Source organism: Microbaculum marinisediminis (assembly GCF_025397915.1).
Lineage (GTDB): Bacteria > Pseudomonadota > Alphaproteobacteria > Rhizobiales > Tepidamorphaceae > Microbaculum > Microbaculum marinisediminis.
Window position 1 is genome coordinate 506,728 of sequence record NZ_JALIDZ010000004.1, and the last position, 24,250, is coordinate 530,977.

Annotated in this window: 24 protein-coding genes; 14 read left to right on the plus strand and 10 right to left on the minus strand. The window is 67.0% G+C overall.

Annotated elements, in window-relative coordinates:
- Nucleotides 1-6: 6 nt before the first annotated feature.
- Nucleotides 7-1,284 (plus strand): flavodoxin-dependent (E)-4-hydroxy-3-methylbut-2-enyl-diphosphate synthase, encoded by a 1,278-nt coding sequence (gene ispG, locus MUB46_RS11270; RefSeq protein ID WP_261615995.1) that lies wholly within the window; start codon nt 7-9, stop codon nt 1,282-1,284.
- 56 nt (nt 1,285-1,340) lie between these two features.
- Here the strand turns inward: ispG and sugE are convergent, their stop codons facing one another.
- Nucleotides 1,341-1,661, minus strand: coding sequence for a quaternary ammonium compound efflux SMR transporter SugE (sugE, locus tag MUB46_RS11275; RefSeq protein ID WP_261615996.1), 321 nt, complete (start codon nt 1,659-1,661; stop codon nt 1,341-1,343).
- Nucleotides 1,662-1,799: 138 nt separating this feature from the next.
- Nucleotides 1,800-2,714, minus strand: coding sequence for a polyprenyl synthetase family protein (locus MUB46_RS11280; protein WP_261615997.1), 915 nt, complete (start codon nt 2,712-2,714; stop codon nt 1,800-1,802).
- 260 nt (nt 2,715-2,974) lie between these two features.
- Between MUB46_RS11280 and mtgA the strand changes: the two genes are divergently transcribed.
- The 4 genes from mtgA (at nt 2,975) to MUB46_RS11300 (ending at nt 6,104) form a co-directional block, all read left to right on the plus strand.
- Complete coding sequence (gene mtgA / locus MUB46_RS11285) at nt 2,975-3,628, plus strand: monofunctional biosynthetic peptidoglycan transglycosylase (RefSeq protein ID WP_425256257.1); 654 nt, start codon at nt 2,975-2,977, stop codon at nt 3,626-3,628.
- 139 nt (nt 3,629-3,767) lie between these two features.
- Nucleotides 3,768-3,953, plus strand: coding sequence for a 50S ribosomal protein L32 (gene rpmF, locus MUB46_RS11290; RefSeq protein ID WP_261615999.1), 186 nt, complete (start codon nt 3,768-3,770; stop codon nt 3,951-3,953).
- Between the two features lie 148 nt (nt 3,954-4,101).
- Nucleotides 4,102-4,506, plus strand: a complete 405-nt coding sequence (locus tag MUB46_RS11295; protein ID WP_261616000.1) for a hypothetical protein — start codon at nt 4,102-4,104, stop codon at nt 4,504-4,506.
- A gap of 5 nt (nt 4,507-4,511) precedes the next feature.
- A complete protein-coding gene (locus MUB46_RS11300) occupies nt 4,512-6,104 on the plus strand; it encodes a gamma-glutamyltransferase family protein (RefSeq protein WP_261616001.1) in 1,593 nt (530 codons plus the stop codon).
- A 61-nt stretch (nt 6,105-6,165) separates the two neighbouring features.
- On the opposite strand, the gene MUB46_RS11305 is transcribed toward MUB46_RS11300, so the two are convergent.
- Complete coding sequence (locus MUB46_RS11305) at nt 6,166-6,528, minus strand: hypothetical protein (RefSeq protein WP_261616002.1); 363 nt, start codon at nt 6,526-6,528, stop codon at nt 6,166-6,168.
- A 214-nt stretch (nt 6,529-6,742) separates the two neighbouring features.
- Here MUB46_RS11305 and MUB46_RS11310 point away from each other — a divergent pair, with 214 nt between their 5' ends.
- Nucleotides 6,743-8,479 carry a phosphodiesterase gene (locus MUB46_RS11310; protein WP_261616003.1) on the plus strand — a complete coding sequence of 579 codons (1,737 nt, stop codon included), beginning with the start codon at nt 6,743-6,745 and terminating at the stop codon, nt 8,477-8,479.
- Nucleotides 8,480-8,508: 29 nt separating this feature from the next.
- Here the strand turns inward: MUB46_RS11310 and phaR are convergent, their stop codons facing one another.
- A complete protein-coding gene (gene phaR, locus MUB46_RS11315; RefSeq protein WP_261616004.1) occupies nt 8,509-9,102 on the minus strand; it encodes a polyhydroxyalkanoate synthesis repressor PhaR in 594 nt (197 codons plus the stop codon).
- A 289-nt stretch (nt 9,103-9,391) separates the two neighbouring features.
- Between phaR and MUB46_RS11320 the strand changes: the two genes are divergently transcribed.
- The 6 genes from MUB46_RS11320 (at nt 9,392) to MUB46_RS11345 (ending at nt 14,689) form a co-directional block, all read left to right on the plus strand.
- The gene (locus MUB46_RS11320; protein WP_261616005.1) at nt 9,392-10,567 is read left to right on the plus strand and encodes an acetyl-CoA C-acetyltransferase; all 1,176 of its coding nucleotides are present in this window, start codon (nt 9,392-9,394) and stop codon (nt 10,565-10,567) included.
- A 104-nt stretch (nt 10,568-10,671) separates the two neighbouring features.
- Nucleotides 10,672-11,394, plus strand: coding sequence for a beta-ketoacyl-ACP reductase (gene phbB, locus MUB46_RS11325; RefSeq protein WP_261616006.1), 723 nt, complete (start codon nt 10,672-10,674; stop codon nt 11,392-11,394).
- A gap of 189 nt (nt 11,395-11,583) precedes the next feature.
- Nucleotides 11,584-12,525, plus strand: coding sequence for a calcium/sodium antiporter (locus MUB46_RS11330; RefSeq protein ID WP_261616007.1), 942 nt, complete (start codon nt 11,584-11,586; stop codon nt 12,523-12,525).
- An 80-nt stretch (nt 12,526-12,605) separates the two neighbouring features.
- Complete coding sequence (yddG, locus tag MUB46_RS11335) at nt 12,606-13,514, plus strand: aromatic amino acid exporter YddG (protein ID WP_261616008.1); 909 nt, start codon at nt 12,606-12,608, stop codon at nt 13,512-13,514.
- A gap of 93 nt (nt 13,515-13,607) precedes the next feature.
- Nucleotides 13,608-14,333, plus strand: coding sequence for a carbonic anhydrase (locus tag MUB46_RS11340; protein WP_261616009.1), 726 nt, complete (start codon nt 13,608-13,610; stop codon nt 14,331-14,333).
- Nucleotides 14,334-14,482: 149 nt separating this feature from the next.
- On the plus strand, nt 14,483-14,689 hold the full coding sequence (locus MUB46_RS11345; protein ID WP_261616010.1) for a hypothetical protein: 207 nt from the start codon (nt 14,483-14,485) through the stop codon (nt 14,687-14,689).
- Between the two features lie 13 nt (nt 14,690-14,702).
- Here the strand turns inward: MUB46_RS11345 and MUB46_RS11350 are convergent, their stop codons facing one another.
- Both MUB46_RS11350 and gloB read right to left on the minus strand, forming a co-directional pair.
- Nucleotides 14,703-15,143: a cupin domain-containing protein gene (locus tag MUB46_RS11350; RefSeq protein ID WP_261616011.1), complete on the minus strand. Its 441-nt coding sequence runs from the start codon at nt 15,141-15,143 to the stop codon at nt 14,703-14,705.
- Nucleotides 15,143-15,913 carry a hydroxyacylglutathione hydrolase gene (gloB, locus tag MUB46_RS11355; protein WP_261616012.1) on the minus strand — a complete coding sequence of 257 codons (771 nt, stop codon included), beginning with the start codon at nt 15,911-15,913 and terminating at the stop codon, nt 15,143-15,145. The genes MUB46_RS11350 and gloB overlap by 1 nt, the downstream gene beginning before the upstream one ends.
- A gap of 128 nt (nt 15,914-16,041) precedes the next feature.
- Between gloB and MUB46_RS11360 the strand changes: the two genes are divergently transcribed.
- Both MUB46_RS11360 and MUB46_RS11365 read left to right on the plus strand, forming a co-directional pair.
- Entirely contained in the window at nt 16,042-16,821 is a 780-nt protein-coding gene (locus MUB46_RS11360; protein WP_261616013.1) for a class I SAM-dependent methyltransferase, read from the plus strand.
- A 55-nt stretch (nt 16,822-16,876) separates the two neighbouring features.
- Entirely contained in the window at nt 16,877-17,893 is a 1,017-nt protein-coding gene (locus MUB46_RS11365; RefSeq protein ID WP_261616014.1) for a DMT family transporter, read from the plus strand.
- Nucleotides 17,894-17,926: 33 nt separating this feature from the next.
- Here MUB46_RS11365 and lpdA read toward each other — a convergent pair whose 3' ends face one another.
- The 4 genes from lpdA to MUB46_RS11385 are packed head-to-tail and all read right to left on the minus strand — an operon-like array spanning nt 17,927 to nt 24,232.
- Complete coding sequence (gene lpdA / locus MUB46_RS11370; protein WP_261616015.1) at nt 17,927-19,330, minus strand: dihydrolipoyl dehydrogenase; 1,404 nt, start codon at nt 19,328-19,330, stop codon at nt 17,927-17,929.
- A 55-nt stretch (nt 19,331-19,385) separates the two neighbouring features.
- Nucleotides 19,386-20,012 carry a LysE family translocator gene (locus tag MUB46_RS11375; protein WP_261616016.1) on the minus strand — a complete coding sequence of 209 codons (627 nt, stop codon included), beginning with the start codon at nt 20,010-20,012 and terminating at the stop codon, nt 19,386-19,388.
- A 20-nt stretch (nt 20,013-20,032) separates the two neighbouring features.
- A complete protein-coding gene (gene odhB / locus MUB46_RS11380; RefSeq protein WP_261616017.1) occupies nt 20,033-21,256 on the minus strand; it encodes a 2-oxoglutarate dehydrogenase complex dihydrolipoyllysine-residue succinyltransferase in 1,224 nt (407 codons plus the stop codon).
- Nucleotides 21,257-21,280: 24 nt separating this feature from the next.
- Nucleotides 21,281-24,232: a 2-oxoglutarate dehydrogenase E1 component gene (locus MUB46_RS11385; protein ID WP_261616018.1), complete on the minus strand. Its 2,952-nt coding sequence runs from the start codon at nt 24,230-24,232 to the stop codon at nt 21,281-21,283.
- Nucleotides 24,233-24,250 lie beyond the last annotated feature (18 nt).

Consider the following 24,250-nt stretch of genomic DNA (forward strand, 5'->3'; position numbering starts at 1 on the left):
TACGCAATGGACGCAGCTGAGTTCGAGGAGTTCGGTCCCGCCCCGCGGCACAAGACGGTCGGCGTGCTGGTCGGGGCCGCTGATAACGGGGTCTTCGTCGGCGGCGACCACCCTGTCGTCGTCCAGTCGATGACCAATACGGACACCGCCGATATCGACGGTACCGTCGCCCAGGTCGCCGCGCTCGCGCGAGCCGGCTCCGAGCTCGTGCGGATCACGGTCGATCGCGACGAGGCCGCCGCCGCGGTGCCGCATATCCGCGACGCGCTTCTGGCCCGCGGCGTCACCGTGCCGCTCGTCGGCGACTTCCATTATATCGGCCACAAGCTCCTGGCGGAGCATCCGGCCTGCGCCGAGGCGCTCGACAAATACCGGATCAATCCGGGCAATGTCGGCTTTCGCGAGAAGCGCGACCGCCAGTTCTCGGCGATGATCGAGACGGCGCTGCGATATGGCAAGCCGGTGCGGATCGGCGTCAACTGGGGCTCGCTGGATCAGGAACTGCTGACCCGGCTGATGGACGAGAACGCGGCCTCCGCGACGCCGAAGTCGGCGCGCGCGGTGATGCACGAGGCGATCGTGCTGTCGGCGCTATTGTCCGCCGAGCGGGCCGAGGCGATCGGGCTTCCGCGCGACCGCATCATCCTGTCGGCCAAGGTCAGCCAGGTGCAGGACCTGATTTCCGTCTACCGGATGCTCGCGCGCCGCAGCGACCACGCGCTGCATCTCGGGCTCACCGAAGCCGGCATGGGATCGAAGGGCATCGTCGCCTCGACGGCCGGCATGGCGGTGCTGCTGCAGGAAGGCATCGGCGACACGGTCCGCGTCTCGCTGACGCCGGAGCCGGGCGGCGACCGCACCAAGGAGGTGCAGGTCGCCCAGGAGATGCTGCAGACGATGGGGCTGCGAACCTTCGTGCCCGTCGTCACGGCCTGCCCCGGCTGCGGGCGGACGACCTCGACGGTGTTCCAGGAACTCGCGCGGGACATCCAGGATTTCATCCGCGACGAAATGCCGGTGTGGCGGGAAACATATCCCGGCGTCGAGGCGATGAACGTCGCGGTGATGGGCTGCATCGTCAACGGCCCGGGCGAATCAAAGCATGCCGATATCGGCATCTCGCTGCCCGGCACGGGCGAGCAGCCGGCCGCGCCCGTCTTCATCGACGGCAGCAAGGCGATGACCCTGCGCGGGGCGACCATCGCGGCCGACTTCAAGCAGATCGTGATCGACTACATCGAGCGCCGCTTCGGGCAAGGGACGGGCGCGGACGCGGCCGAATAGGACCGGTCCGCCTCGCCCGAGTGTTTCGCTCCGGCGCTTCGCCCCCGTGCTTTGCTTCAGTGCGGGGTGAACAGCTTGAGCCCGACGATGCCGGCGAGGATCAGGCCGATGCAAAAGAGCCGCAGCGCGTCCGACGGTTCGCCGAAGAGGACCATGCCGAGGATCGCCGTCCCGACGGTCCCGATCCCGGTCCAGATGGCATAGGCGGTGCCCAGCGGCAGGTCGCGGAGCGCGAGGCCGAGCAGGAAGAAACTGATGACCATCGACGCGGCGGTGCCGAGCGACGGCCACAGCCGCGTGAATCCGTCAGTGTATTTCAGGCCGAGGGCCCAGAAGATCTCGAAGACCCCTGCGCCGAAAAGGAAGAGCCACGGCATATCCCACCTCAATTGCTGTCGATGAGGTCGTCCTCATCCGGAAGTCGCGCAATGCGTGGGGCCGTCCCCGGTCCGTATAGATGAGACGTCTTCATCCTGATTCAAGGCGCCGCTATCGGTCCCGTCCGACCGAGCCGCCTAATTCCGTCTAGTCGCCGCGAAATCGGCCGCCGCCAGCAGGCGGGAGGCCCGGTCGCCATAGGGCACGAGCGCTTCGCGCGCTGCCGATACGGCTTCAGCGAGCTTTTCCCGCGCCGCCCCCTTGCCGATGACGGCGGGCAATGTCGCCTTGCCCCTGGCCCGATCCTTGGCGGTCGCCTTTCCCAGCTCCTCCGGGCTTGCCTCCTCGTCGAGCAGGTCGTCGGCGATCTGGAAGGCGCGGCCCAGCGCGGCGCCGTAGCGGACGAGACGGACGCGGTCTTCCGGGCTCGCCTTGCCGAGGATCGCGCCGGCCTCGGCGGCGAAGCGGAACAGCGCGCCGGTCTTCAGCGATTGCAGATGACTGACCTGCGACTCCGACAGCGACAACGGTTCGCCGCCGTCGAAGCGGCCTTCGGCCTCGAGATCCAGGATTTGGCCCGCGGCCATGCCGGTGGCCCCGGCGGCGCGGGCAAGCGTGTGGACCAGCGTCGCGGAAATCGCCGGATCGGCCTGCGGCGCGGGCGCGGACACGACTTCGAAGGCAAGCGTCAGCAGGGCGTCGCCGGCGAGGATCGCGGTTGCCTCGTCATAGGCGCGGTGAACGGTCGGCCGGCCGCGGCGCAGATCGTCATCGTCCATCGCCGGCAGGTCGTCGTGGACGAGGCTGTAGCAATGCAGCAGTTCCAGCGCGCAGGCCGTCGGCATGGCGGCGGCTTCCGGAATGGCGAACAGTTCGGCGCTGCGCAGCACGACATAGGGCCGCAACCGCTTGCCGCCGCCAAGGACGGCGTGGCGCATGGCATCGCCGAGGCGGCCCGTGGGCAGGACCCTTTCGCCGAGAAGGGCCTCGAGCGCGGCATCCACCTGCTTTCCGGTCGTCGCCAGGTCGGCTTCGAAGTCTGTTGTCGCCATGCTTTTCCGGTGTCCCCGACCCGACTCTGTCGCTGTTCGCGGCGACTGTGGCCGAGGCGCGCGGCGATGGCAACCGCTGTGCGGCGGGTTCGATGAAATCGCGGGAAAGGTTGCCGGCCGACCGGCAGAGGCGCTATTGCCAGCCGATGGCAACGGCGAAGCCTTCCCGCAAGCCCGCCCCGAAAGGCGGGGCGAAGGCTGCGGGACAGAAACGGAATGGCGGAAAGAAGAAACCGCGGCGAAGCCCGCTGCGGCGGATCCTGCGCTTGGCCGCGATCGTCGCTTTGGTGCTGGCCGCCCTGCCGATCGTACTGGTTCCGGTCTACGCGGTCGTGCCGCCGCCGTTCTCCAGCCTCGAGGCCTGGACCCGCCTGTCCGGGGTGGCGGTGAAGAAACAGTGGGTGCCGCTCACCGACATCGCGCCGAACCTCGCCTATGCCGTCATCATGTCGGAAGACGGGAAGTTCTGCGAACACGCCGGCGTCGACTGGTCGGCGGTGCGCGAGGTCATCGATTCGGATGCGTCGCGGGGGGCGAGCACCATCCCCATGCAGGTCGCCAAGAACCTGTTCCTGTGGCAGTCGCGCAGCTATGTGCGCAAGGCGCTGGAGGTGCCGCTGGCCTATTACATGGATCTGGTCTGGTCGAAGCGGCGGATGATCGAGATTTACTTGAACGTCGTCCAATGGGGGCCGGGCGTGTTCGGCGCCGAGGCGGCGGCGCAGCACTGGTTCGGCGTGCCGGCGGCGCAGCTGTCGCTGCGCCAGTCGGCGCGACTGGCCGCGATCCTGCCCAATCCTTTGGTGCGGAACCCGGTGAAACCGGGCCGCTCCACCGCCCATCTTGCCGGAATCGTCGAAAAGCGTACCCGCCAGGCCGGCGCCTATGTGACATGCATCCAGCCGGACAATTAGAGATTTGGCGTCGATGCGGACTTCCGTTTTGCTTTACTTGGCGCTATAAGCCTGCCGACTTCCGTACTTTCGCCGGGGCCGCCGGGAGCGGATCGCTCCTTCGGGCGCCTGCGGTGTTGCCGTTTGCAGGAGATGAGAAATGGCCGTACCGAAAAGGAAAACCACGCCGATGAAGCGCGGTCACCGGCGTTCCGCCGATGCGCTGAAGGCGCCGACCTATGTCGAGGACAAGGACTCGGGCGAACTGCGCCGTCCGCACCATGTCGACCTGAAGACCGGTATGTATCGCGGCCGTCAGGTGCTGCAGCCGAAGGACAGCGACTGAGTTCGCCCGCTTCGACACGACTGAACGACAAGGCCGGCCTCGTGCCGGCCTTTTTCGTTTTGCGGGCCGAGACGGGGTTTGCCCCGGCCTCCCCGGTCTGCAAGATGTCAGGAAACGCCAACCAAGCGATTCGCGACGGAGACCGGTCATGTACGGCGTCCCGCTGATGATATTGCCGTTGATCGGCTACAACGTCCTCGAATTCGTTTTCGGCGGCGTCGACTGGCAGGCGCCGCTGTTCTCGCTGGCCATGTCGTCGGGCGCGGTCTGGACCGCGACGGCCTCGGACATCTTCCTGCTGGTCGCGCTGGTCTTCCTGTTCATCGAGATCCTGAAGGCGACCCACACCGGTTCCGGATCGATCGTCGACCATATACTGTCGACCGTCGTCTTCGTCGGCTGCGTCATCGAGTTCCTGCTCGTCCCGCGGGCCGCGACGTCCACCTTCTTCCTGATGACGGCGATCGCCTTCGTCGATGTCGTCGCCGGTTTCTCGATCACGATCCGCGGGGCCCGGCGCGATTTCGCCGTCGGCCCGCACGGCGACGCCTGACCTGCATGACCCGGGACTTCCAGAAGCCCGGCCGCTCGGCGGTCTACGCCACCGGCGGCCTTGTCGCGACCTCGCATCCGCTGGCGTCCGATGCCGCGCTCGACGTCCTGAAGCGTGGCGGCAACGCCGTCGACGCGGCGATCACCGCGGCGGCGATCCTGCCGCTGGCCGAGCCGCACATGACGTCGATGGGCGGCGACTGCTTCGCCATCGTCGCCGAGCCGGACGGCACCCTGCACGGCCTCAACGGCTCCGGCACGGCACCGGCCGCGCTGACGCCGGAACGGGTTGCCGATGCGGGTCCGGACGCTCTGGCGGGCAGCCACGGCTGCTCGGTGACGGTGCCCGGCGCCGTCGATGCCTGGGCACGACTCCTGGAGCGGTTCGGCACGATCGGGCTCGACGCGGCGCTGGCGCCTGCGATCGATATCGCCGAACGCGGGATCGCGGTGGCCCCGCGCGTCGCCGCCGACTGGGCCGGCGAGGTCGACCGGCTTTCGCGGGATGTGGGCGGGCGCCGGCATTACCTGACGGCCGAGGGGCGCGCGCCGTCCGTCGGCGACGTGATGAGATATCCCGCGCTTGCCGCGACGTTGCGCAAGGTGGCCGCCGAAGGGCCGTCCGGGTTCTATACCGGGGTGGTGGCCGAGGACATGATCGCCGCGATCGCTCGTCGCGGCGGTTGTATGGCGCTGGAGGATCTGGCGGCCGTGGAGGCGAACTGGGTCGAGCCGATGCTGTCGCCCTATCGCTCGGTTTCGGTCGGCGAATTACCACCGAACGGGCAGGGCATCGTCGCGCTGCTGATGTTGTCAATCCTGTCGCGCTTCGAGCTGTCGGGTCTCGATCCGGTCGGCGCGGAGCGGCTGCATCTGGAGCTCGAGGCGGCGCGGCTTGCCTATGCCTGTCGCGACCGGTTCGTTAGTGATCCGGAGACGGCGGACGTCCCGGCCGCGATGCTGCTCGAAGACGCGTATGTCGACCGGCTGGCCGCGCGAATCCGGCCCGACCGCCGCATGCCCGATCCCGGTCCCGTGGACCCGCGCGACGCCACCGATACGGTCTATCTCTGCGTGGTCGACCAGGACGGCCTGGCTGTCTCGTTCATCAATTCGCTGTTCGACTCCTTCGGATCGGGGATCGTGGGAGAGACGAGCGGCGTCGCGATGCAGAACCGGGCCAGCGGCTTTGTCACCGCGTCCGGCCATCCCAATCAAGTCGGGCCGCGCAAGCGCCCGATGCACACGCTGATTCCCGGGCTGTTGATGCGCGACGGGCTGCCGCTTGCGGTGTTCGGGGTGATGGGCGGCCAGTACCAGGCCTGCGGCCACGCGCACGTGCTCGGAAACCTGATCGATTTCGGCATGGACCCGCAGGCGGCGATCGATGCACCGCGCGCCTTCTTCGACGGCGCGCTGACCATGCTGGAGACGGGCGTTCCCGAGGCGACCGCCGCCGGGCTTGCCGAGCGGGGCCACAAGATCGGCTGGCGCCGGATGCCGCTCGGGGGCGGCCAGATGGTGCTGATCGACCGCGACCGCGGCGTTCTGATCGGCGGCTCCGACCCGCGCAAGGATGGCTGCGCGATCGGCTTCTAGGCGCGATCGGCTTCTCGGCAACGAGCGGTTTCTGGGCGCGATCGGTTCCTGGGACGGAATTCTAGATCCGGCGATCGCGGCGGCTGGGCGCCACCGGGCCGAGCGTCGCGGCATCACGATAGGCCGACCGGGCCTGGTCATTGCCGGCACGGCGCAGGTTGCGCGTCTGAGGCAGGCCCAGATGGGTCGCGATGAGCTGTGCGACGAGCGGCGCCTGCGGCCGCAGGGATGCCGAGACCTGTCCGGGAATCGGTGGCTCTTGTCTACCAGCCGGGACGGGGAGGTGGCTCTGCGTGGTGGACGCCGCGTTGCCCCGCGACGGCCGGTCGCGGTCATCCGCACCCGGATCGGCCGCCGGCCGGATTGCTGGAACCGTCCCGATTTCGATCATGTCTGGCCTGACGGACGACGGTGTCGGCGTCATTCGCTGTCTCCGTTTCAGATCGGGACCGGCATCGGTCCCTTGCCCGAAGAGGAGCAAGCCCCGCGCCAACCGCTAACGGAATATTAACCCTATTTTGCCGCGGAGTGATCGCAACCCGAGATAGTTTGTTGGGGAAATTTTAACCTAACGGCGGGAAGATGGACGATCGGACCAGGCCGCTTTTTTGCACATTCTGGCCAAACGGGAGCAGGATTTGGCGAAGATCGCTGGACTTGCCGACCAGTCAACCGTGACCGGTGCGTGTCGCTCCGCGTCGGAGCTTCTGGACCCGACGCAGGTGCTGCCGCTCGTAGGCGTCATGGCCTATGACTGGGATCTTGCGACCGATCGGCTGATCTGGAGCAACACGGCGCCCGACTTGCTCAAGGTTCCCCCCGATGCGATCGCGTCGGGCCGCGACTACGCCCGGTTGGTCGACCCCAAGGGCCCCCCCGGCCGCTTCGACGCCGTCACCGCCACGGGGCAGCGCGACGAAGGCGAAGGCGTCGCCTACCACATAGAGTACCGGCTGCTGACCGAGGATCCCGACGAGACGGAGCTCTGGATCGAGGACAACGGGCGCTGGTACGCCGGTCCGGACGGCAGGCCGGCCAGGGCGCGCGGCGTGGTGCGCGCGGTCAACGAGCGGCGTGCCCGCGACGAACGGTTGATCTATCGCAGCGATCAGGACGAGCTGACCGGCGGGTTGAACCGGCCACGGCTGATCGAGGAGTTGGCGGCCGCGATCAATACGGCCGACCGCCACCAGTCGAGCGCGGCCTTCGCCATGGTGGCGGTGGATAATCTGGCCATCCTGAACGACGCCTATGGGTTCGACATCGCCGATGAGGTGATTGCGGGCGTCGCCAGGCGGATTCGCCGTGAGATGCGCGCCGACGATTGCATCGGCCGCCTGTCGGGCAACAAGCTTGGTATCGTCCTCAATGCCTGCTCCGACACGGACCTGTGCGTGGCCATCGCGCGGTTCTCGCGCGCCGTGGGCGCCGGGCCGATCTCGACCGGAACCGGTTCGGTGGCGGTCACGGTATCCGTCGGCGCGGTCGTGTTGCCACGCCACGGACGCACCGCGAACGACGCGATGATGCATGCCCAGGAAGCGCTCGACGAGGCGCGGGTGCGCGGCTGCGCGGGGATCGTCGTTTACGAGCCCTCACCGCAGCGCGACGCCGACCGCAAGCACAACGTCCAGGTCGCCGCCCAGATCGTCGCCGCGCTCAACGAGGGCCGCATCGCCCTCGTGCTGCAGCCGGTCGTCGCCGTCGGCGACCGCAAGCCTATCTTCCACGAGGCCCTGTGCCGGATAAATCTGGACGACGGCTCGCAAATCGCCGCCGGTGCGTTCATCGAGACGGCGGAGCGGCTGGGCATCGTGCGCCTCGTCGATCACCGCACGCTCGATCTGGCCGTTTCCAGGCTGGTGCGGGATTCGTCCCTCGTCCTGTCGATCAACGTGTCCGCCGTGAGCGCCTATGACGGAAGCTGGTTCGGTCGGCTGCACGCGCATCTGCGCCGTCATCCCGATATCGCGCACCGGATGATCGTCGAAATCACGGAGACCATGGCGATCCGCGACATGGAACGGGCGGTGGGGTTCGTCCGGTCGGTGCGCGAGCTGGGATGCAGGGTCGCGATCGACGATTTCGGTGCTGGGCATACCTCGTTCCGCAATCTGCGATCGCTCGGCGCGGACATCGTGAAGATCGACGGCGCCTTCATCGAACGGATCGCGGAGACCGAGGACGATCGCTTCTTCGTGGCGACGCTGGTATCGCTGGCCCGGCGCATCGGGCTCGAAACCATCGCGGAAAAGGTCACGACGGAGACCGACGCCCGGATCCTCGAGGATCTCGGCGTCGACTACCTGCAGGGCCACCTGTTCCCGATGCTGGAAGATGTCCCGGCGCCGGGCGAAATCCGGGCGGCCGTATAGCCGGCGTCCGCGCTGGGCCCTCAGGCCCCTCAGCGTTTCTTGGAAATCTGGTCGAGACGGTCCTGAACGTCGGAGAGCTGGCGCTTCAGCGACTCGATCTCTGGATCGCCCTGCCCGGTCTTCTTCGGTTCTTCGGCCTTGGCCATGCCTGCGGCGGGCTGCTCCCCGCCCTCCTGGCCGAAGGGCGAGAACATGCGCACGGCCTTTTCGAACATCTGCATGTTGCGGCGGACCTGGTCCTCCATCGCCCCGATCGCGGTGGCGCCGATGGTCTTGGCCATCTGATCGCGGAATTTCTCCTGCTCGCGGGTCAGCGAGCTCATCGAGAAATCGAGATAGCTCGGCACCAGGTTCTGCATGCTATCGCCGTAGAACCGGATGAGCTGGCGCAGGAAGTTGATCGGCAGCAGGTTCGGCCCGCGGCTTTCCTGCTCGAATATGATCTGGGTGAGCACCGAACGGGTGATGTCCTCGCCGCTCTTGGCGTCGATGACAACGAAGTCGTCCTCGGACTTCACCATCTCCGCCAGATCGTCGAGCGTCACGTAGGTGCTGGTGCCGGTATTGTAGAGACGCCGGTTGGCGTACTTCTTGATTACCGTCGGCTGTTCTGCATTGCTCATCGTCGTCTTTGCCGTCTGGAACGGCGCCCCCCGCAATCGTTAGTTGATGTCCACGATAGGAAGTTTTCGTCCGCCGGGCCACCGTTTTTCGCCGCGCCGCAACAAGAGACGGCGCAAGTCGAATTGACTCGGTACACTGCAATGCAGCAAACAAGGCGGGATGCGACAGCAGTGTCGTCGCAATTGCGCTATACAAGCCCTTCCAAGCGGGTCCGGAAGCGCCGGATACGCCGGAAGGCCACAGAATGTGAACCCGGCTATGGATGCCCGGAACAGGAGATCTGATCCCATGAGTGCCGAAATCGTCATCGCCAGCGCCGCCCGTACCCCGGTCGGCTCGTTCAATGGTTCGCTGTCCTCGGTGCCGGCGTCCTATCTCGGCACGGTCGCCATCAAGGCCGCGCTCGAGCGCGCCGGCGTGGCGCCGGAGGATGTCGGCGAGGTGATCCTGGGGCAGATCCTGACCGCCGCCGCCGGCCAGAACCCGGCGCGCCAGGCGTCGATCGGCGCCGGCATTCCCGTCGAGACGCCCGCATGGGGCATGAACCAGCTGTGCGGTTCCGGCCTGCGCGCGGTGGCGCTCGGCATGCAGCAGATCGCCGACGGCTCGGCCGGGATCGTCGTGGCCGGCGGTCAGGAATCGATGAGCCAGGCGCCGCACGCCGAGCATCTGCGCACCGGCGTGAAGATGGGCGACTACAAGATGATCGACACGATGATCAAGGACGGCCTGTGGGACGCCTTCAACGGCTATCACATGGGCAACACGGCCGAGAACGTCGCCAAGCAGTGGCAGATCACCCGCGAACAGCAGGACGAATTCGCCGTCGCCTCGCAGAACAAGGCGGAAGCGGCGAAGAAGGCCGGCAAGTTCAAGGACGAGATTACTCCGGTGACGATCAAGGGCCGCAAGGGCGACGTCGTCGTCGATCAGGACGAGTACATCCGCGACGGCGTGACGATCGACTCGCTTTCCGGTCTGCGGCCGGCCTTCGACAAGGAAGGTTCGGTGACGGCGGGCAATGCCAGTGGCATCAACGACGGCGCGGCCGTGGTGGTGCTGATGTCGGCCGAGGAAGCCGCGAAGCGCGGCGTCACGCCGATGGCGCGCATCGTCTCGTGGGCGAGCGTCGGCGTCGATCCGGCGATCATGGGAACCGGGCCGATCCCGGCGAGCCGCAAGGCGCTGGAGAAGGCCGGCTGGACGGTCGACGACCTGGATCTCGTCGAGGCCAACGAGGCGTTCGCCGCCCAGGCCTGCGCGGTCAACAAGGACCTCGGCTGGAACCCGGAGATCGTCAACGTCAACGGCGGCGCCATCGCCATCGGCCATCCGATCGGTGCTTCGGGCGCGCGGGTGCTCAATACGCTGCTGTTCGAAATGCAGAAGCGTGACGCCAAGAAGGGCCTGGCGACGCTTTGCATCGGCGGCGGCATGGGTGTCGCCATGTGCGTCGAGCGCTGAACCGCGGAGACGGCTCCGCATTCGCATCGAACCGTCGCGCGGCCCGCGTCTATTTCCAGTCTAGCGGGCCTCGCGACAGGTCGGTTTAAAGGGAGGGACGAAAAGTGGGACGAGTTGCACTGGTCACCGGCGGAACGCGCGGTATCGGGGAAGCCATCTGCAAGGGCCTGAAGGCCGCGGGCTACACGGTCGCGGCCAACTACGGCGGCAACGACGAGGCCGCCGCCAAGTTTAAGGACGAAACCGGCATCCCGGTCTACAAATGGGACGTCTCGGACTTCGAGGCCTGCACCGCGGGCATCGCCAGGGTCGAGGCCGAACTCGGCCCGGTTGAGATCCTGGTGAACAATGCCGGGATCACGCGCGACACCACGCTGCACAAGATGACGGTGGAGCAGTGGAAGGCGGTGATCGACACCAATCTCGGTTCGCTGTTCAACATGTGCCGTCCGGTGATCGAGGGCATGCGCGAGCGCGGCTTCGGGCGCATCGTCAATATCTCGTCGATCAACGGCCAGAAGGGCCAGATGGGCCAGACCAACTATTCCGCCGCCAAGGCCGGTGATATCGGATTCACCAAGGCGCTGGCCCAGGAGAACGCACGCAAGGGCGTCACCGTCAACGCGATCTGCCCGGGCTATATCGGCACCGACATGGTCCGTGCCGTTCCCGAGAAGGTGCTGGAGTCGATCGTCGCGCAGATTCCGGTCGGCCGTCTCGGCGAGCCGGAGGAGATCGCGCGGTGCGTCGTTTTCCTGGCCGCAGACGATGCCGGCTTCATCACCGGCTCGACGCTGACCGCCAACGGCGGCCAGTACATGGTCTGAGCCGGAACGGGCTCGAATGACGCCCGCCCCGCCGCGGGGCGGGCGTTTTCCTTTCGCGCCGGCGGCGTCCAACCCGAAGGGGAGCGACGCGGCGCCTTCGGCGAATTCCCGGCCGAGGCCTTGCGCCCGTGTCGGCGACACCACATATCCGCGCTTATCCCGAATTACGCCATTCCGGAGCCCGCTTCCATGACCACCGCTTTGTTCCTGCTCGGCGGGCTGGTGCTGCTGTTCCTGGCCGGCGAGATTCTGGTGCGTGGTTCGGTGCTTCTCGCCCTTCGCCTGGGTGTTTCGCCCCTGATGATCGGCCTGACGGTCGTCGGGTTCGGCACGTCCATGCCGGAACTGGTGACGAGCCTGCAGGCGGCCTTCGCCGGTGCGCCCGGCATCGCCATCGGCAACATCGTCGGCTCCAACATCGCCAACGTCCTGCTGATCATCGGTATTGCCGCGCTCGTCTCGCCGATCCCTTGCCCGACCCGCAGCGTCGTGCGCGACGGCGGCATCATGGTGGCGGCCGCGCTCGCGCTGGCGGCGCTGACCATGGGCGGTGTCCTGACCCGGACAGACGGGGCGATCCTGGTGCTCGGCCTTGCCGTTTACCTGATCCTGGTCTGGCATCAGGAAAGACGGAAGGTGCCGGGTTCCGACGAAGGCGCCGGCAATGACGCGCCGAAAGCCGGGGCGATCGCCGTTGCGCGCGAGATCGGCCTCGTTCTCGCCGGGTTCGCCGGCCTTGTGGTGGGCGGACGGCTGCTGGTCGACGGCGCCGTCGATCTGGCCCAGACCGCTGGTGTATCCGACACGGTGATCGGCCTGACGGTCGTGGCGATCGGAACCTCGCTGCCCGAACTCGCGACCTCGTTCGTCGCCGCGATGCGCAAGCAATCCGATATCGCCTACGGCAACATCGTCGGTTCGAACGTCTTCAACGTCCTCGGTATCGCCGGCGTCACCGCGCTCACGCACCCCATCGCGGTGCCGGCGGAGGTTGTACGCTTCGATATCCCCGTGATGATCGGCGTGATGCTGCTCATGACCGTGTTCGCGGCCACCGGCGCGCGGCTGAGCCGGTCGGAAGGCGCGGTGCTGCTCGGCGGCTATGCCGCCTATCTGCTGGTCATCGTCTGAGCCGCGCGGGCCGGCCGCACCGCATTCCGACACGAGGATCCGCTTGTCTGCTCCGCCCGGTTGTGGCACTGCGCTACCCCATGGACGCGTCCACGCTCACGATCGATCGCCGAGCCCGACTGCGGGCCACTGCGATCGGCTTCACCGCCGTCCTGATGTGGTCGCTGCTCGCGCTGTTCACGGCGGCGAGCGGCAAGGTGCCGCCGTTCCAATTGGCGGCGATATGCTTTTTCATCGGCGGTTCGATCGGGCTGGTGCGTTGGGTCGGCGTGCCGTCGGCGCGCGCGAGCCTCAGGCAGCCGGCGATGGTCTGGCTGCTCGGCGTCGGCGGGCTGTTCGGCTATCACTTCTTCTACTTTACCGCGCTGCGTAACGCGCCGGCGGTCGAAGCCGGGCTGATCGCCTATCTGTGGCCGCTCCTGATCGTCCTGTTCTCGGCGCTGCTGCCCGGCGAGCGGCTCAGACCCCATCACGTGATCGGCGGCCTTCTCGGTCTGGCCGGCGCAGCGCTGATCGTCACCGGCGGGCGCGGCCTGGCGTTCAACCAGGACTACGCCTTCGGCTATGCCGCCGCGCTCGCCTGCGCCCTGATCTGGTCCGGTTATTCCGTGCTGTCGCGCCGCTTTTCCGGTGTGTCGACGGACGTGGTGACAGGGTTCTGTCTCGTGACTGCGGTGCTGTCGACGATTGCGCACCTCATGCTCGAGACGACGGTGTGGCCGGCCACCGCATCAGAATGGGCCGCCGTCCTGGCGCTCGGGCTGATGCCGGTTGGCGCCGCCTTCTACGTCTGGGACTACGGCGTCAAGCACGGCGACATCCAGGTGCTCGGCGCGAGTTCCTACGCCGCCCCCCTCTTGTCGACCGTCATCCTGATCGCCGCGGGGTTCGCCGAGGCGACCTGGGCGATCGCACTGGCCTGCGTGCTGATCACCGGCGGCGCGGCCGTCGCGGCCAGGGATCTGATCTGGGGGCGAACGCCCCGCTGATCCCCTTCGATCCAACTTTGTCGGCCGGTGGAACGATTTCTTCAGCGATTCCATGTCCTATGGCCGGCTTCATTGGGTAACAGGATGACCTCCATGTGTGAGAAATGCGCGACCACCGGTCGCACCAGTCTGTCTCGGCGCGGCTTCGTAACCGGCATTGCCGGGCTTGCCGCCGCATCCATGGCCTTGCCGGGACTGGCGATGGCCGAAGAGTCGGGCACGCCGCAGAACGCGATATCGCCGTCCGACGCGCTGAAGCGCCTGCTCGAAGGCAACGAACGCTACGCCTCCAATAAGGCGGAGCCGCGCGACAACTCCGCCGGGCGGGCCGCCCGTACGCTCGGCCAGCATCCGATCGCCGCGATCCTGAGCTGCGCGGATTCGCGCGTCGCGCCCGAACTCGCCTTCGATCAGGGCCCCGGCGATCTGTTCGTCGTCCGGGTGGCCGGCAACATCGTTTCGCCGGACGGGCTGGCGAGCCTCGAGTTCGGCGTCAAGTTCCTGTCGACGCCGCTCGTCATGGTGCTCGGCCACACGAGCTGCGGTGCCGTCAACGCGGCCATCAGCACTGTTCGCGACGACGCTGTCCTGCCGGGTCACCTGCCCGGCCTGATCAACGGGATCGAGCCGGCCGTGATTGCGGCGAAGGCGAATGATCCGAAGGATCTTCTCGCCGAGGCGACGAAGGAAAACGTCCGCTTGACGCAGAAGGCCCTCGTCAAGGGCAGCGCCATCATCGCCGAAGCCGCGGATGCCGGTCGCATCGAAATCGTCGGCGGGGTCTACGACCTTGCGACGGGCCGCGTGGCGATGCTCTGAGGCTCTTTTCGGTGCCGGTGTGAAAGCCGGCACCGATCAGGTTAGCAAGTCGCAAACGCCGGCCATTCGATTCCGCGGATCGGCGAAACCGAATTTTTAAAATCCTGGGTTGTCATAGAGCAATTGGATAACAACCCTTGGGACCGTTCATGTCCGCCAATCTCATGCGCGCGGCGCTGGCCGTTCTTGTACTCGGATGGTCCCCGATCCTGCTCTACACCGCTTTCGGTCCGCCGGACGGCAACCCGATCGGCCTTGGCCTTTTTGCCTGGGCCTCGATACCCTTCTCGCTGATCCTCGCCGTCCTGGCGGGACTCACGTTCCTGGTGGGGAGCAGGTCCGACCGCCGGGCGTAGACCGTTCGCCGAATCAGCCCGGACGCCAGTCCTTCGGGGCCAGTTCGAAACCGGCGAAATCGAAGCCGGGGGCGACGGTGCAGCCGACCAGCGTCCACGCGCCGAGGCTCTCGGCGGCCTGCCAGGCATGCGGCGGAACCACGGCCTGCGGGCGCTCGCCGGCGGCAAGGTCGTTGCCCAGCCGTTGCGTCGTCACCGCCTTGCCGTCTGTGCTGATGTGCAGCGCCAGCGGCGCGCCGGCGTACCAGTGCCACATCTCGCTGGCGTCGACCTTGTGCCAGTGGCTGAATTCGCCCGATCGCAGCAGGAAGTAGATGCCGGTCGAGTGATCGCGCGCGCCGGCCGGATGGGTGTCGCGGAAGGTCTCGACGAAATGGCCGCCTTCGGGATGCGGCTGCATCTTCAAGAGCGCGATGACGTCCTCGGCGGTCATCGCCGACACTTTCGTATCCATCAGAAATTGTCCTTTCGCCGGCGGATTTCTGCGAAGACCGCCGCCGGGTCGGCGTTCGGCATGCCGACGGCCATCTTCACCTCGTCGCGGTCGGCGCGCAGGAACGGATTGGACGCGAGCTCGGCGCCGATGGTCGAGGGGATCGTCGGCTCGCCGCGGGCGCGCTTCTCGTCGATCTCGCCGACGCGGGCCTGAAGGTGGACGTTGTCCGGCTCGATCGTGACGGCAAATCTCGCGTTCGCCTGGGTGTACTCGTGGCCGCAATAGAGCAGCGTCTCGCGTGGCAGCCGTGCGAGCTTCTCCAGCGAGCCCCACATCTGCTCCATCGTGCCCTCGAAGACGCGGCCGCAGCCGAGCGCGAACAGGGTATCGCCAGCGAAGACGATGCCCGCATCGGGAAACCACCAGGCGATATGGCCGAGGGTATGGCCGGGCGTGTCGAAGATCCGCGCCTCGTAGCGGCCGAACTGGAAGGTATCGCCTTCGCCCAGGCTCTCGTCGATTCCGGGCACCTTGTCAGCCTCGGCGCGCGGTCCGACGACCTTGCAGCCGTATCGGGCCTTCAGGGCGGGGATGCCCTGGGTGTGATCGGCATGGTGATGGGTGACGAGGATATGGGTCAGCGTCCAGCCTGCTTCCTCGAGCGCCTCTTCGACGGCCGCCGCCTCCGGCGCGTCGATCGACGCGGTGACGCCGGCGGCCCCGTCGTGGATCAGCACGCCGTAATTGTCGCTGAGGCAGGGGAACAGTCGGATCTCGAGCCCTAGCATGGCGTTTCTCCTCGGCGCTGGCCCCTTGAAACCGGTCCGCGTGGGGCACTTCAGAAAGGGTTCCAGGTTACCTATCATCCGGGAGCGAAACGGGCCAACCCCGAACGACCGGATTTCGTCGAGGCGAGATGTATCTAGATATCGTCGATCTCAGGGACTTCTATGCCACCGGCCTGGGGCAGACCACGCGACGGCTGCTGGTGCATCGGCTGCGGCGGCTGTGGCCGGATCTTTCCGGCCTGACGGTGGTCGGGCTCGGCTATGCCGGGCCTATGCTCGGTGTCTTCCGCGAGGAATCGGAATGCACGCTGGCCTTCATGCCGGCGGAGCAGGGTGTGGTGAACTGGCCGGCCGACGGGCCGTCTTCGTCCACGCTCGTCGACGAGACGCAACTGCCGCTCGGCGACGGCACGGTCGACCGGCTCGTGCTGGTCCATTGCCTGGAAATGTCGGAGCAGCCGCGCGACCTGCTGCGGGAAGCCTGGCGGGTGCTGGCACCGGGCGGCCGCCTGGCGGTGCTGGTGCCGAACCGGCGCGGCCTGTGGGCGCGCTTCGAGCATACCCCGTTCGGGCAGGGGCGGCCCTACAGCCGCTCCCAGATCGTCAGGCTGCTGCGCGACACGCTGTTCACACCGAACAGCTGGGGCGAGGTGCTTTGGGTGCCGCCGTTCCGCGGACGCTTCATGATCCGCTCGGCCGCGGCGTGGGAGCGGGCCGGCACCGTCATCCGGGCGATGCCGCCGGGCGTGCTGCTGGTCGAGGCGACGAAGCAGCTCTATGCGGCGGTTCCGGCGAAGGAACGCAGCCGTGCGCGCGTGCGCTTCGTGCCCGCGCTCGCCGGCAAGCCCGTGCCGACGCAGAGCATGGAGACCGCGCGCCGTCGCACGGGTCTAGCGCGGTCCGAATAGCCCCCTTGCGTTTTCCGCGCTGGCCGGGTCCACGAAGCCGTGATACGCGATTTTGATGACCACTATCCCGTCCGGCCGACCGCGGGATCTCCGCGACGAGGCCGTGCCGCCGGAAACGGCCGCACCCGAAGTTCCGGTCGTCGTTCGCAAGGAAGCGGAACCGTCCGGCTCCCCGCGAAGCCTCATCATCGGCTATGTCTTCGCCGTTATCGGCGCGCTGACGTTTTCCTCCAAGGCGATCTTCATCAAGCTCGCCTATGCGGAGGGTGTCGGGGTCGAGGCGCTGCTGGCGCTACGCATGATGCTGTCGCTGCCGGTCTATCTGATCGTCGGCGCGCTGTCGCTGCGCGACCGGCGCCGGCGCGGCGAGGGCCTGCCCGGCTTCGGCCTGTTCGCCAAGGCCGTGCTGATCGGGGTGCTCGGCTACTGGGTCGCGATGTATCTCGACTTTCTCGGGCTCGACCTGATCCCGGCCCAGCTCAACGTCCTGATCCTGATGACCTATCCGCTGTTCGTGGTGATCTTCGGCGCGCTCTTCTTCCGCTTTCCGGTGCAGGTTCGCGCCGTGGTCGCGTTTACGATCAGCTATGTCGGCCTCGCCGTCATCTTCTACGGCAAGCTGGGAACGACGGATGGCGATGTCGCGCTCGGCGCCGGCCTGGTGCTGGGGTCGGCGATCTGTTTCGCGCTGTATGTGCTGTTCGCCCGCGAGATCATCGGCCGGATGGGGCCGCGGCTATTCACCTGCGTGACGATGATCGCGGTGGCGGTGCTGGCGATCGCGGGGTTCGTGGTGAGCGAGCCGGTATCCGCGCTCGCGATCACCCCGGCGGGGTGGGGCTATGCGATCCTGCTTGCCGTTGTCGCGACGATCGCCCCGACCTTCCTGATGAACGCGGCGCTGCAGCACATCACCGCGCAGGCCAGTTCGACCATCGGCATGCTGTCGCCGGTCGCCACGATCCTGCTTGCCGCCATCGTTCTCGGCGAGGTGCTGGGCACGCGCGATATGATCGGCGCCGTGCTTGTCATCGGCGGCGTGGGCTGGTTCACGCTGAGCGGCCGGAAGTAACGCCCGGCCGCCGTTAGTCAGATGTCGCCCGCGTCAGATGTGGATGGCGCGCTTGCCCGCCGCCAGCGCCGCCTCGCGGACGGCTTCCGACAGGGTCGGGTGAGCATGGCAGGTGCGGGCCAGATCCTCGGCCGAGCCGCCGAACTCGATCAGCACGGTCAGTTCCGCGATCAGCTCGCCGGCGACGGGGCCGACGATGTGGGCGCCCAGGACCCGGTCGGTCTTGGCATCGGCGAGAACCTTCACGAAGCCGTCGGTCGCGTTCATGGCCCGGGCGCGGCCGTTGGCGGAGAAGGGGAACTTGCCGGTCACATAGGCGATGCCGGCCTCCTTCAGCTCCTCCTCGGTCTTGCCGACCGAGGCGACTTCCGGGCGCGTGTAGACGACGCCGGGAATGGCGTTGTAGTTCACGTGACCGGCCTGGCCGGCAAGGAGCTCCGCGACCGCGACACCCTCTTCCTCGCCCTTGTGGGCGAGCATCGGTCCGACGATGACGTCGCCGACGGCGTAGATGCCGTCGACCGTGGTCTTGTAGTGGTCGTCGGTCTTCACCCGGCCGCGTTCGTCGAGCTCGACGCCGACCTCCTTCAGGCCGAGGCCCTCGGTGTAGGGGACGCGGCCGACGGCGATCAGCACCACGTCGGCGTCCAGCTGCTCCGCGTCGCCGCCCTTGGCGGGTTCGACGGAGACCTTCAGCGTCTTGCCCGTGGCGTCGACGCCGGTGACCTTGGAGCCGAGCTTGAAGGTGAAGCCCTGCTTCTGAAGCATGCGCTGGAACTGCTTGGCGACCTCGCCGTCCATGCCGGGCAGGATGCGGTCGAGGAACTCGACGACCGTTACCTCCGCGCCGAGGCGCGCCCAGACCGAGCCGAGCTCGAGGCCGATGACGCCGGCGCCGATCACCAGCAGCTTGCCGGGCACCTTCGACAGCGACAGCGCGCCGGTCGAGGTGACGATGCGCTTCTCGTCGACGTCGATGCCGGGCAGGCGCGTGGAATCGGAGCCGGTGGCGATGACGATGTTCTTGGCCTCGAGGACCTGCTTGTCGCCCGTCTCGGGCGTCACCTCGACCTTGCCGGGCGCGACGATGCGGCCCGTTCCGATGACGCCGTCGATCTTGTTCTTCTTGAACAGGAAGGCGACGCCGTCGACATTGCCTTTCACCGTGCCGTCCTTGTGGGCCATCATGGCCTTAAGGTCGAGCTTCGGCGCGCCGACCTTGACCCCGAGCTTCTCGAGCCCGTGGCCGGCCTCTTCGAACATCTCGGAGGCGTGCAGAAGCGCCTTCGACGGGATGCAGCCGATATTGAGACAGGTGCCGCCGTAGGTCGCGCGCTTCTCGACGACGGCGACCTTCATGCCGAGTTGCGACGCGCGAATGGCGCAGACGTAGCCGGCCGGGCCGGAACCGATGATGACGAGATCGTATGAAGCCATTGGACTGCCTCTTTATGTTTGAAGTCGTTGCGACTGATGTCGCTCCGGCCGCCGGTCAGCGGCCTGCGAAAGCGAGACGCAGCCCGAAGCCCGCGAAGGCGGCAGCAACGGTGCGGCGCATCCATTTGAGAACCGTCTGCGAGCGCAGGACGCGCTCGCCGACGAGGGCGGCGAACATCCCGTAGCTGACGAAGACGACGAAGGTCATAGCCATGAAGACCGCGCCCAGGAACAGCATCTGCGCGGTGGGAGAGCCTGCCGCGACTCTGTCGCCGACGTGTATGAACTGGGGCAGGAAGGCGAGGAAGAACACCGAGAGCTTCGGGTTCAGCACGTTGATCAGGCAACCGGTGCGGGCGATGGCTAAAAGGCTGCGGTGCGCTGGTTTCTGATTGCCGATCTGCATAGGCCCGGATTCCTTCAGGGTCTGCCAGGCGAGATAGAGCAGGTAGGCGGCGCCAATGTATTTCAGGATCTGGAAGGCCAGCGCGCTTGTATGGAAGATCGCGGCAAGGCCGACCACGGACGCAAGAAGCGCCGGCACGATTCCCAGGGTGCACCCCAAGGCAGCGGCGATGCTTTCCCGGCGACCGGCGGTGAGACCGGTCGCCACCGTGTAAATCACCCCGGTTCCCGGAATCAGCACGACAACGAGCGCTGTGAGGAGGAACTCCGGGGACATTGCTCCAACCTGTTCTCGGGTTACAGATCCAGCACGAGCCGCTGCGGGTCCTCGATCGATTCCTTGATGCGCACGAGGAAGGTCACGGCTTCCTTGCCGTCGACGATGCGGTGATCGTAGCTGAGCGCCAGATACATCATCGGGCGGATCACCACCTGGCCGTTGCGGGCGACGGGACGTTCCTCGATGCGGTGCATGCCGAGGATGCCCGACTGCGGCATGTTGAGGATCGGTGTCGACAACAGTGAGCCGTAGACGCCGCCATTGGTGATGGTGAAGGTGCCGCCCTGCATCTCGTCGATGCCGAGCTTGCCGTCGCGGGCGCGCCGGCCGTAGTCGCCGATGGTCTTCTCGATCTCGGCGAGGCCCATCTGGTCGGCGTCGCGCACCACCGGCACGACCAGGCCCCTGTCGGTGCCGACGGCGACGCCGACATGGTAGTAGTTCTTGTAGACGAGATCGGTGCCGTCGATCTCGGCGTTGACCGCCGGGATCTCCTTCAGCGCCTGGATCACCGCCTTGACGAAGAAGCCCATGAAGCCGAGGCGCACGCCGTGCTTCTTCTCGAACAGCTCCTTGTACTGCTTGCGCAGATCCATCACCGCGCCCATGTCGACGTCGTTGAACGTCGTCAGCATGGCCGCCGTGTCCTGGGCGTCCTTGAGGCGGCGCGCGATGGTCTGGCGCAGCTTGGTCATGCGCACCCGCTCCTCGCGGGCGGCATCGTCCTCTGCGACCGGCGCGCGGGCGGCCTGGGGCTTCTCCACCGGGGCGGTGATGCCGGTCTCCAGCGCCTTCAGAACGTCTTCCTTCAGCACCTGACCGCGCTTGCCGGAGCCCGAAACCTGATCGGCGGACATGCCCTTCTCGGCGAGCATCTTGCCGGCGGCCGGCGATGGCGGCATCTCCGGTCCCTTGGCCGCGCCGGCAGCAGCAGGAGCGGCCGCCTCGGCCTTCGGAGCCGCGGCCGGCTTCTCCGCCTTCGGGGCGGGCGCGGCGCCGGCGACGCCTTCGGCGAACTGGGCGAGCAGGGCGCCGACCTCGACGGTCTCGCCTTCCTCGACGACGATCTCCGACAGGGTGCCGGCCGCGGGTGCGGGCACCTCGACGGTGACCTTGTCGGTCTCGAGCTCGACCAGCGGCTCGTCCTGGGCCACGGCATCGCCGGGCTTCTTGAACCATTGGCCCACCGTCGCTTCGGTTACGGATTCACCAAGCGTCGGTACGCGGATTTCCATCGCCATTCTCGTCGTCCTTGAGGGTCGGGCTTATTCGGTTAGGGCCTCGTCGAGGAAGGCCTCGAGTTGCGCGAGATGCTTCGACATGAGGCCGGTCGCGGTCGCCGCCGCGCCGGCGCGGCCGACGTAGCGCGGCCGGCGGTGCTTGGCCTCGATCTGGTTGAGCACCCATTCCAGATAGGGCTCGATGAAGTTCCAGGCCCCCATGTTGCGGGGCTCTTCCTGGCACCAGACCATCTCGGCATTCTTGAAGCGGGCGAGCTCAGTCACCAGCGCCTTGGCGGGCACGGGATAGAGCTGCTCGAGCCGGAGCAGGTAGACATCGTCGATGCCGCGCTTCTCGCGCTCCTCGTACAGGTCGTAATAGACCTTACCGGAGCACATGACCACGCGACGGATCTTGTCGTCCTTGGCGAGCTTGATCTTCTCGCCTTCGCGGATCTCGGCATCGTCCCACAGCAGACGGTGGAAGCAGGATTCCTGGGCCAGCTCCGACAGCTTCGAGACCGCCCGCTTGTGGCGCAGCAGCGATTTCGGCGTCATCAGGATCAGAGGCTTGCGGAAGTCGCGCTTCATCTGCCGGCGCAGGATGTGGAAGTAGTTCGCCGGCGTCGTGCAGTTGGCGACCTGCATGTTGTCCTCGGCGCACATCTGCAGATAGCGCTCCAGACGGGCGGAGGAATGCTCCGGACCCTGGCCCTCGTAGCCGTGCGGCAGCAGCATCACGAGACCGGACATGCGCAGCCACTTGCGCTCGCCGGCCGAGATGAACTGGTCGACCACCACCTGGGCGCCGTTGGCGAAATCGCCGAACTGGGCCTCCCAGATGGTCAGCGCGCGCGGCTCGGCCAGCGAAAAGCCGTACTCGAAGCCGAGCACCGCCTCTTCCGAGAGCATCGAGTTGATGACCTCGTAGTGGGCCTGGCCGTCCGACAGGTTGTCGAGCGGGATGTAGCGATCCTCGGATTCCTGATCGTACAGGACCGAGTGGCGTTGCGAGAAGGTGCCGCGTTCGCAGTCCTGGCCGGACAGCCGCACCGGGATGCCCTCGACGCACAGGCTGCCGAAGGCGAGCGCCTCGGCGGTCGCCCAGTCGATGCCCTCGCCGGTCTCCATCATGGCGCGGCGATTATCGAGGAAGCGCTTGATGGTGCGATGGACCTTGAAGTCCGCGGGCACCTCGCACAGCTTCACGCCGATGTCCTTCAGCGTCTCTTCCGGGACGCCAGTGTGGCCGCGGCGCGGACCTTCGTCGTTGGCGACCTTGTAGCCCGACCAGCGACCGTCCAGCCAATCGGCCTTGTTCGGCCTGTAGCTGGTGCCGGCGTCGAACTCGGCCTCCAGCTTGGCGCGCCAGTCGGCCTTGAGCTGCTCGACCTCTTCGGCCGTGACCAGTCCCTCGGCAACCAGCTTGTCGGCGTAGATCTGCAGCGTCGTGGGATGCGAGCGGATCTTCCGATACATGATCGGCTGGGTGAACGCCGGCTCGTCGCCCTCGTTGTGGCCGAAGCGGCGGTAGCAGAACATGTCGATGACGACAGGCTTGTGGAACCGCTGGCGGAACTCGGTCGCCACCTTGGCGGCGAAAACCACGGCCTCCGGATCGTCGCCGTTCACGTGCAGGATTGGCGCCTCGATCATCTTGGCGACGTCCGAGGGATACGGCGAGGACCGCGAGAAGCGGGGATTGGTGGTGAAGCCGATCTGGTTGTTGACGATGAAGTGGACCGAGCCGCCGGTGCGGTGGCCCTTCAGGCCGGACAGGCCGAAGCATTCGGCCACGACGCCCTGGCCGGCAAAGGCCGCATCGCCGTGGATGAGCAGCGGCATCACCGTCGAGCGGTCGGGATCCGCCATCTGGTCCTGCTTGGCGCGCACCTTGCCGAGCACGACGGGATCGACGATCTCCAGGTGCGACGGGTTGGCGGTCAGCGACAGGTGGACCTTGTTGTTGTCGAACTCGCGGTCGGAGGAGGCGCCGAGGTGGTATTTGACGTCGCCGGAGCCCTCGACCTCGTCGGGAGAGGACGACCCGCCCTTGAACTCGTGGAAGATCGCCCGGTGCGGCTTGGCCATCACCTGGGCGAGCACGTTGAGACGGCCGCGATGGGCCATGCCGACGACGATCTCGTTCACGCCGAGATGGCCGCCGCGCTTGATGATCTGCTCGAGGGCTGGAACCATCGCCTCGGCGCCGTCGAGGCCGAAACGCTTGGTGCCGGTATACTTGACGTCGAGGAATTTCTCGAAGCCCTCGGCCTCCACCAGCTTGTTGAGGATCGCCTTCTTGCCTTCCGGCGTGAAGGTCACCTCCTTGTCGGGGCCCTCGATGCGCTCCTGGATCCAGCCCTTCTCGGCGGGATCGGAGATGTGCATGAACTCGACGCCGATGGTGTTGCAGTAGGTGCGCCGGAGGATCTCCAGCATCTCGGGGATCGTGGCGAACTCGAGCCCGAGCACGTGATCGATGAAGATCGAACGCTCGTAGTCGGCCTCGGTGAAGCCGTAGCTCTCGGGCTCCAGCTCGGGATGGCTGACCGGCGGCATGAGGCCGAGCGGGTCGAGATTCGCCGCGAGATGGCCGCGCATGCGGTAGGCGCGAATCATCATCAGCGCGCGCACCGAATCGCGGGTGGCGCGCATCACCGCTTCCTCGGACAGCTCGACGCCCTGGCGCTGGGCCTTGGCGCGAATCTTCTCGCCGACCGCGGATTCGACGGGCATCCAGTTGGAATCGAGGGCGCTGACCAACTCGCCGTTCATCGGGATCGGCCAGTCTTCGCGCTCCCATGAGGCGCCGCGCGCCTCGGCGATCACAGTTTCGCGATCGTCGTGGAGCGCCTCGAAAAACGCCCGCCAACCGGTGTCGACGGACTCGGGATTTCGCTGGTAACGCGCGTACTGATCTTCAATCCACCCCGCATTGGCGCCGTAAAGGAACGACGTCAACGCGAAGGCTTCATTAGCCTCTTGCTTGGCCATGATCGGCTCCGGAGGGGC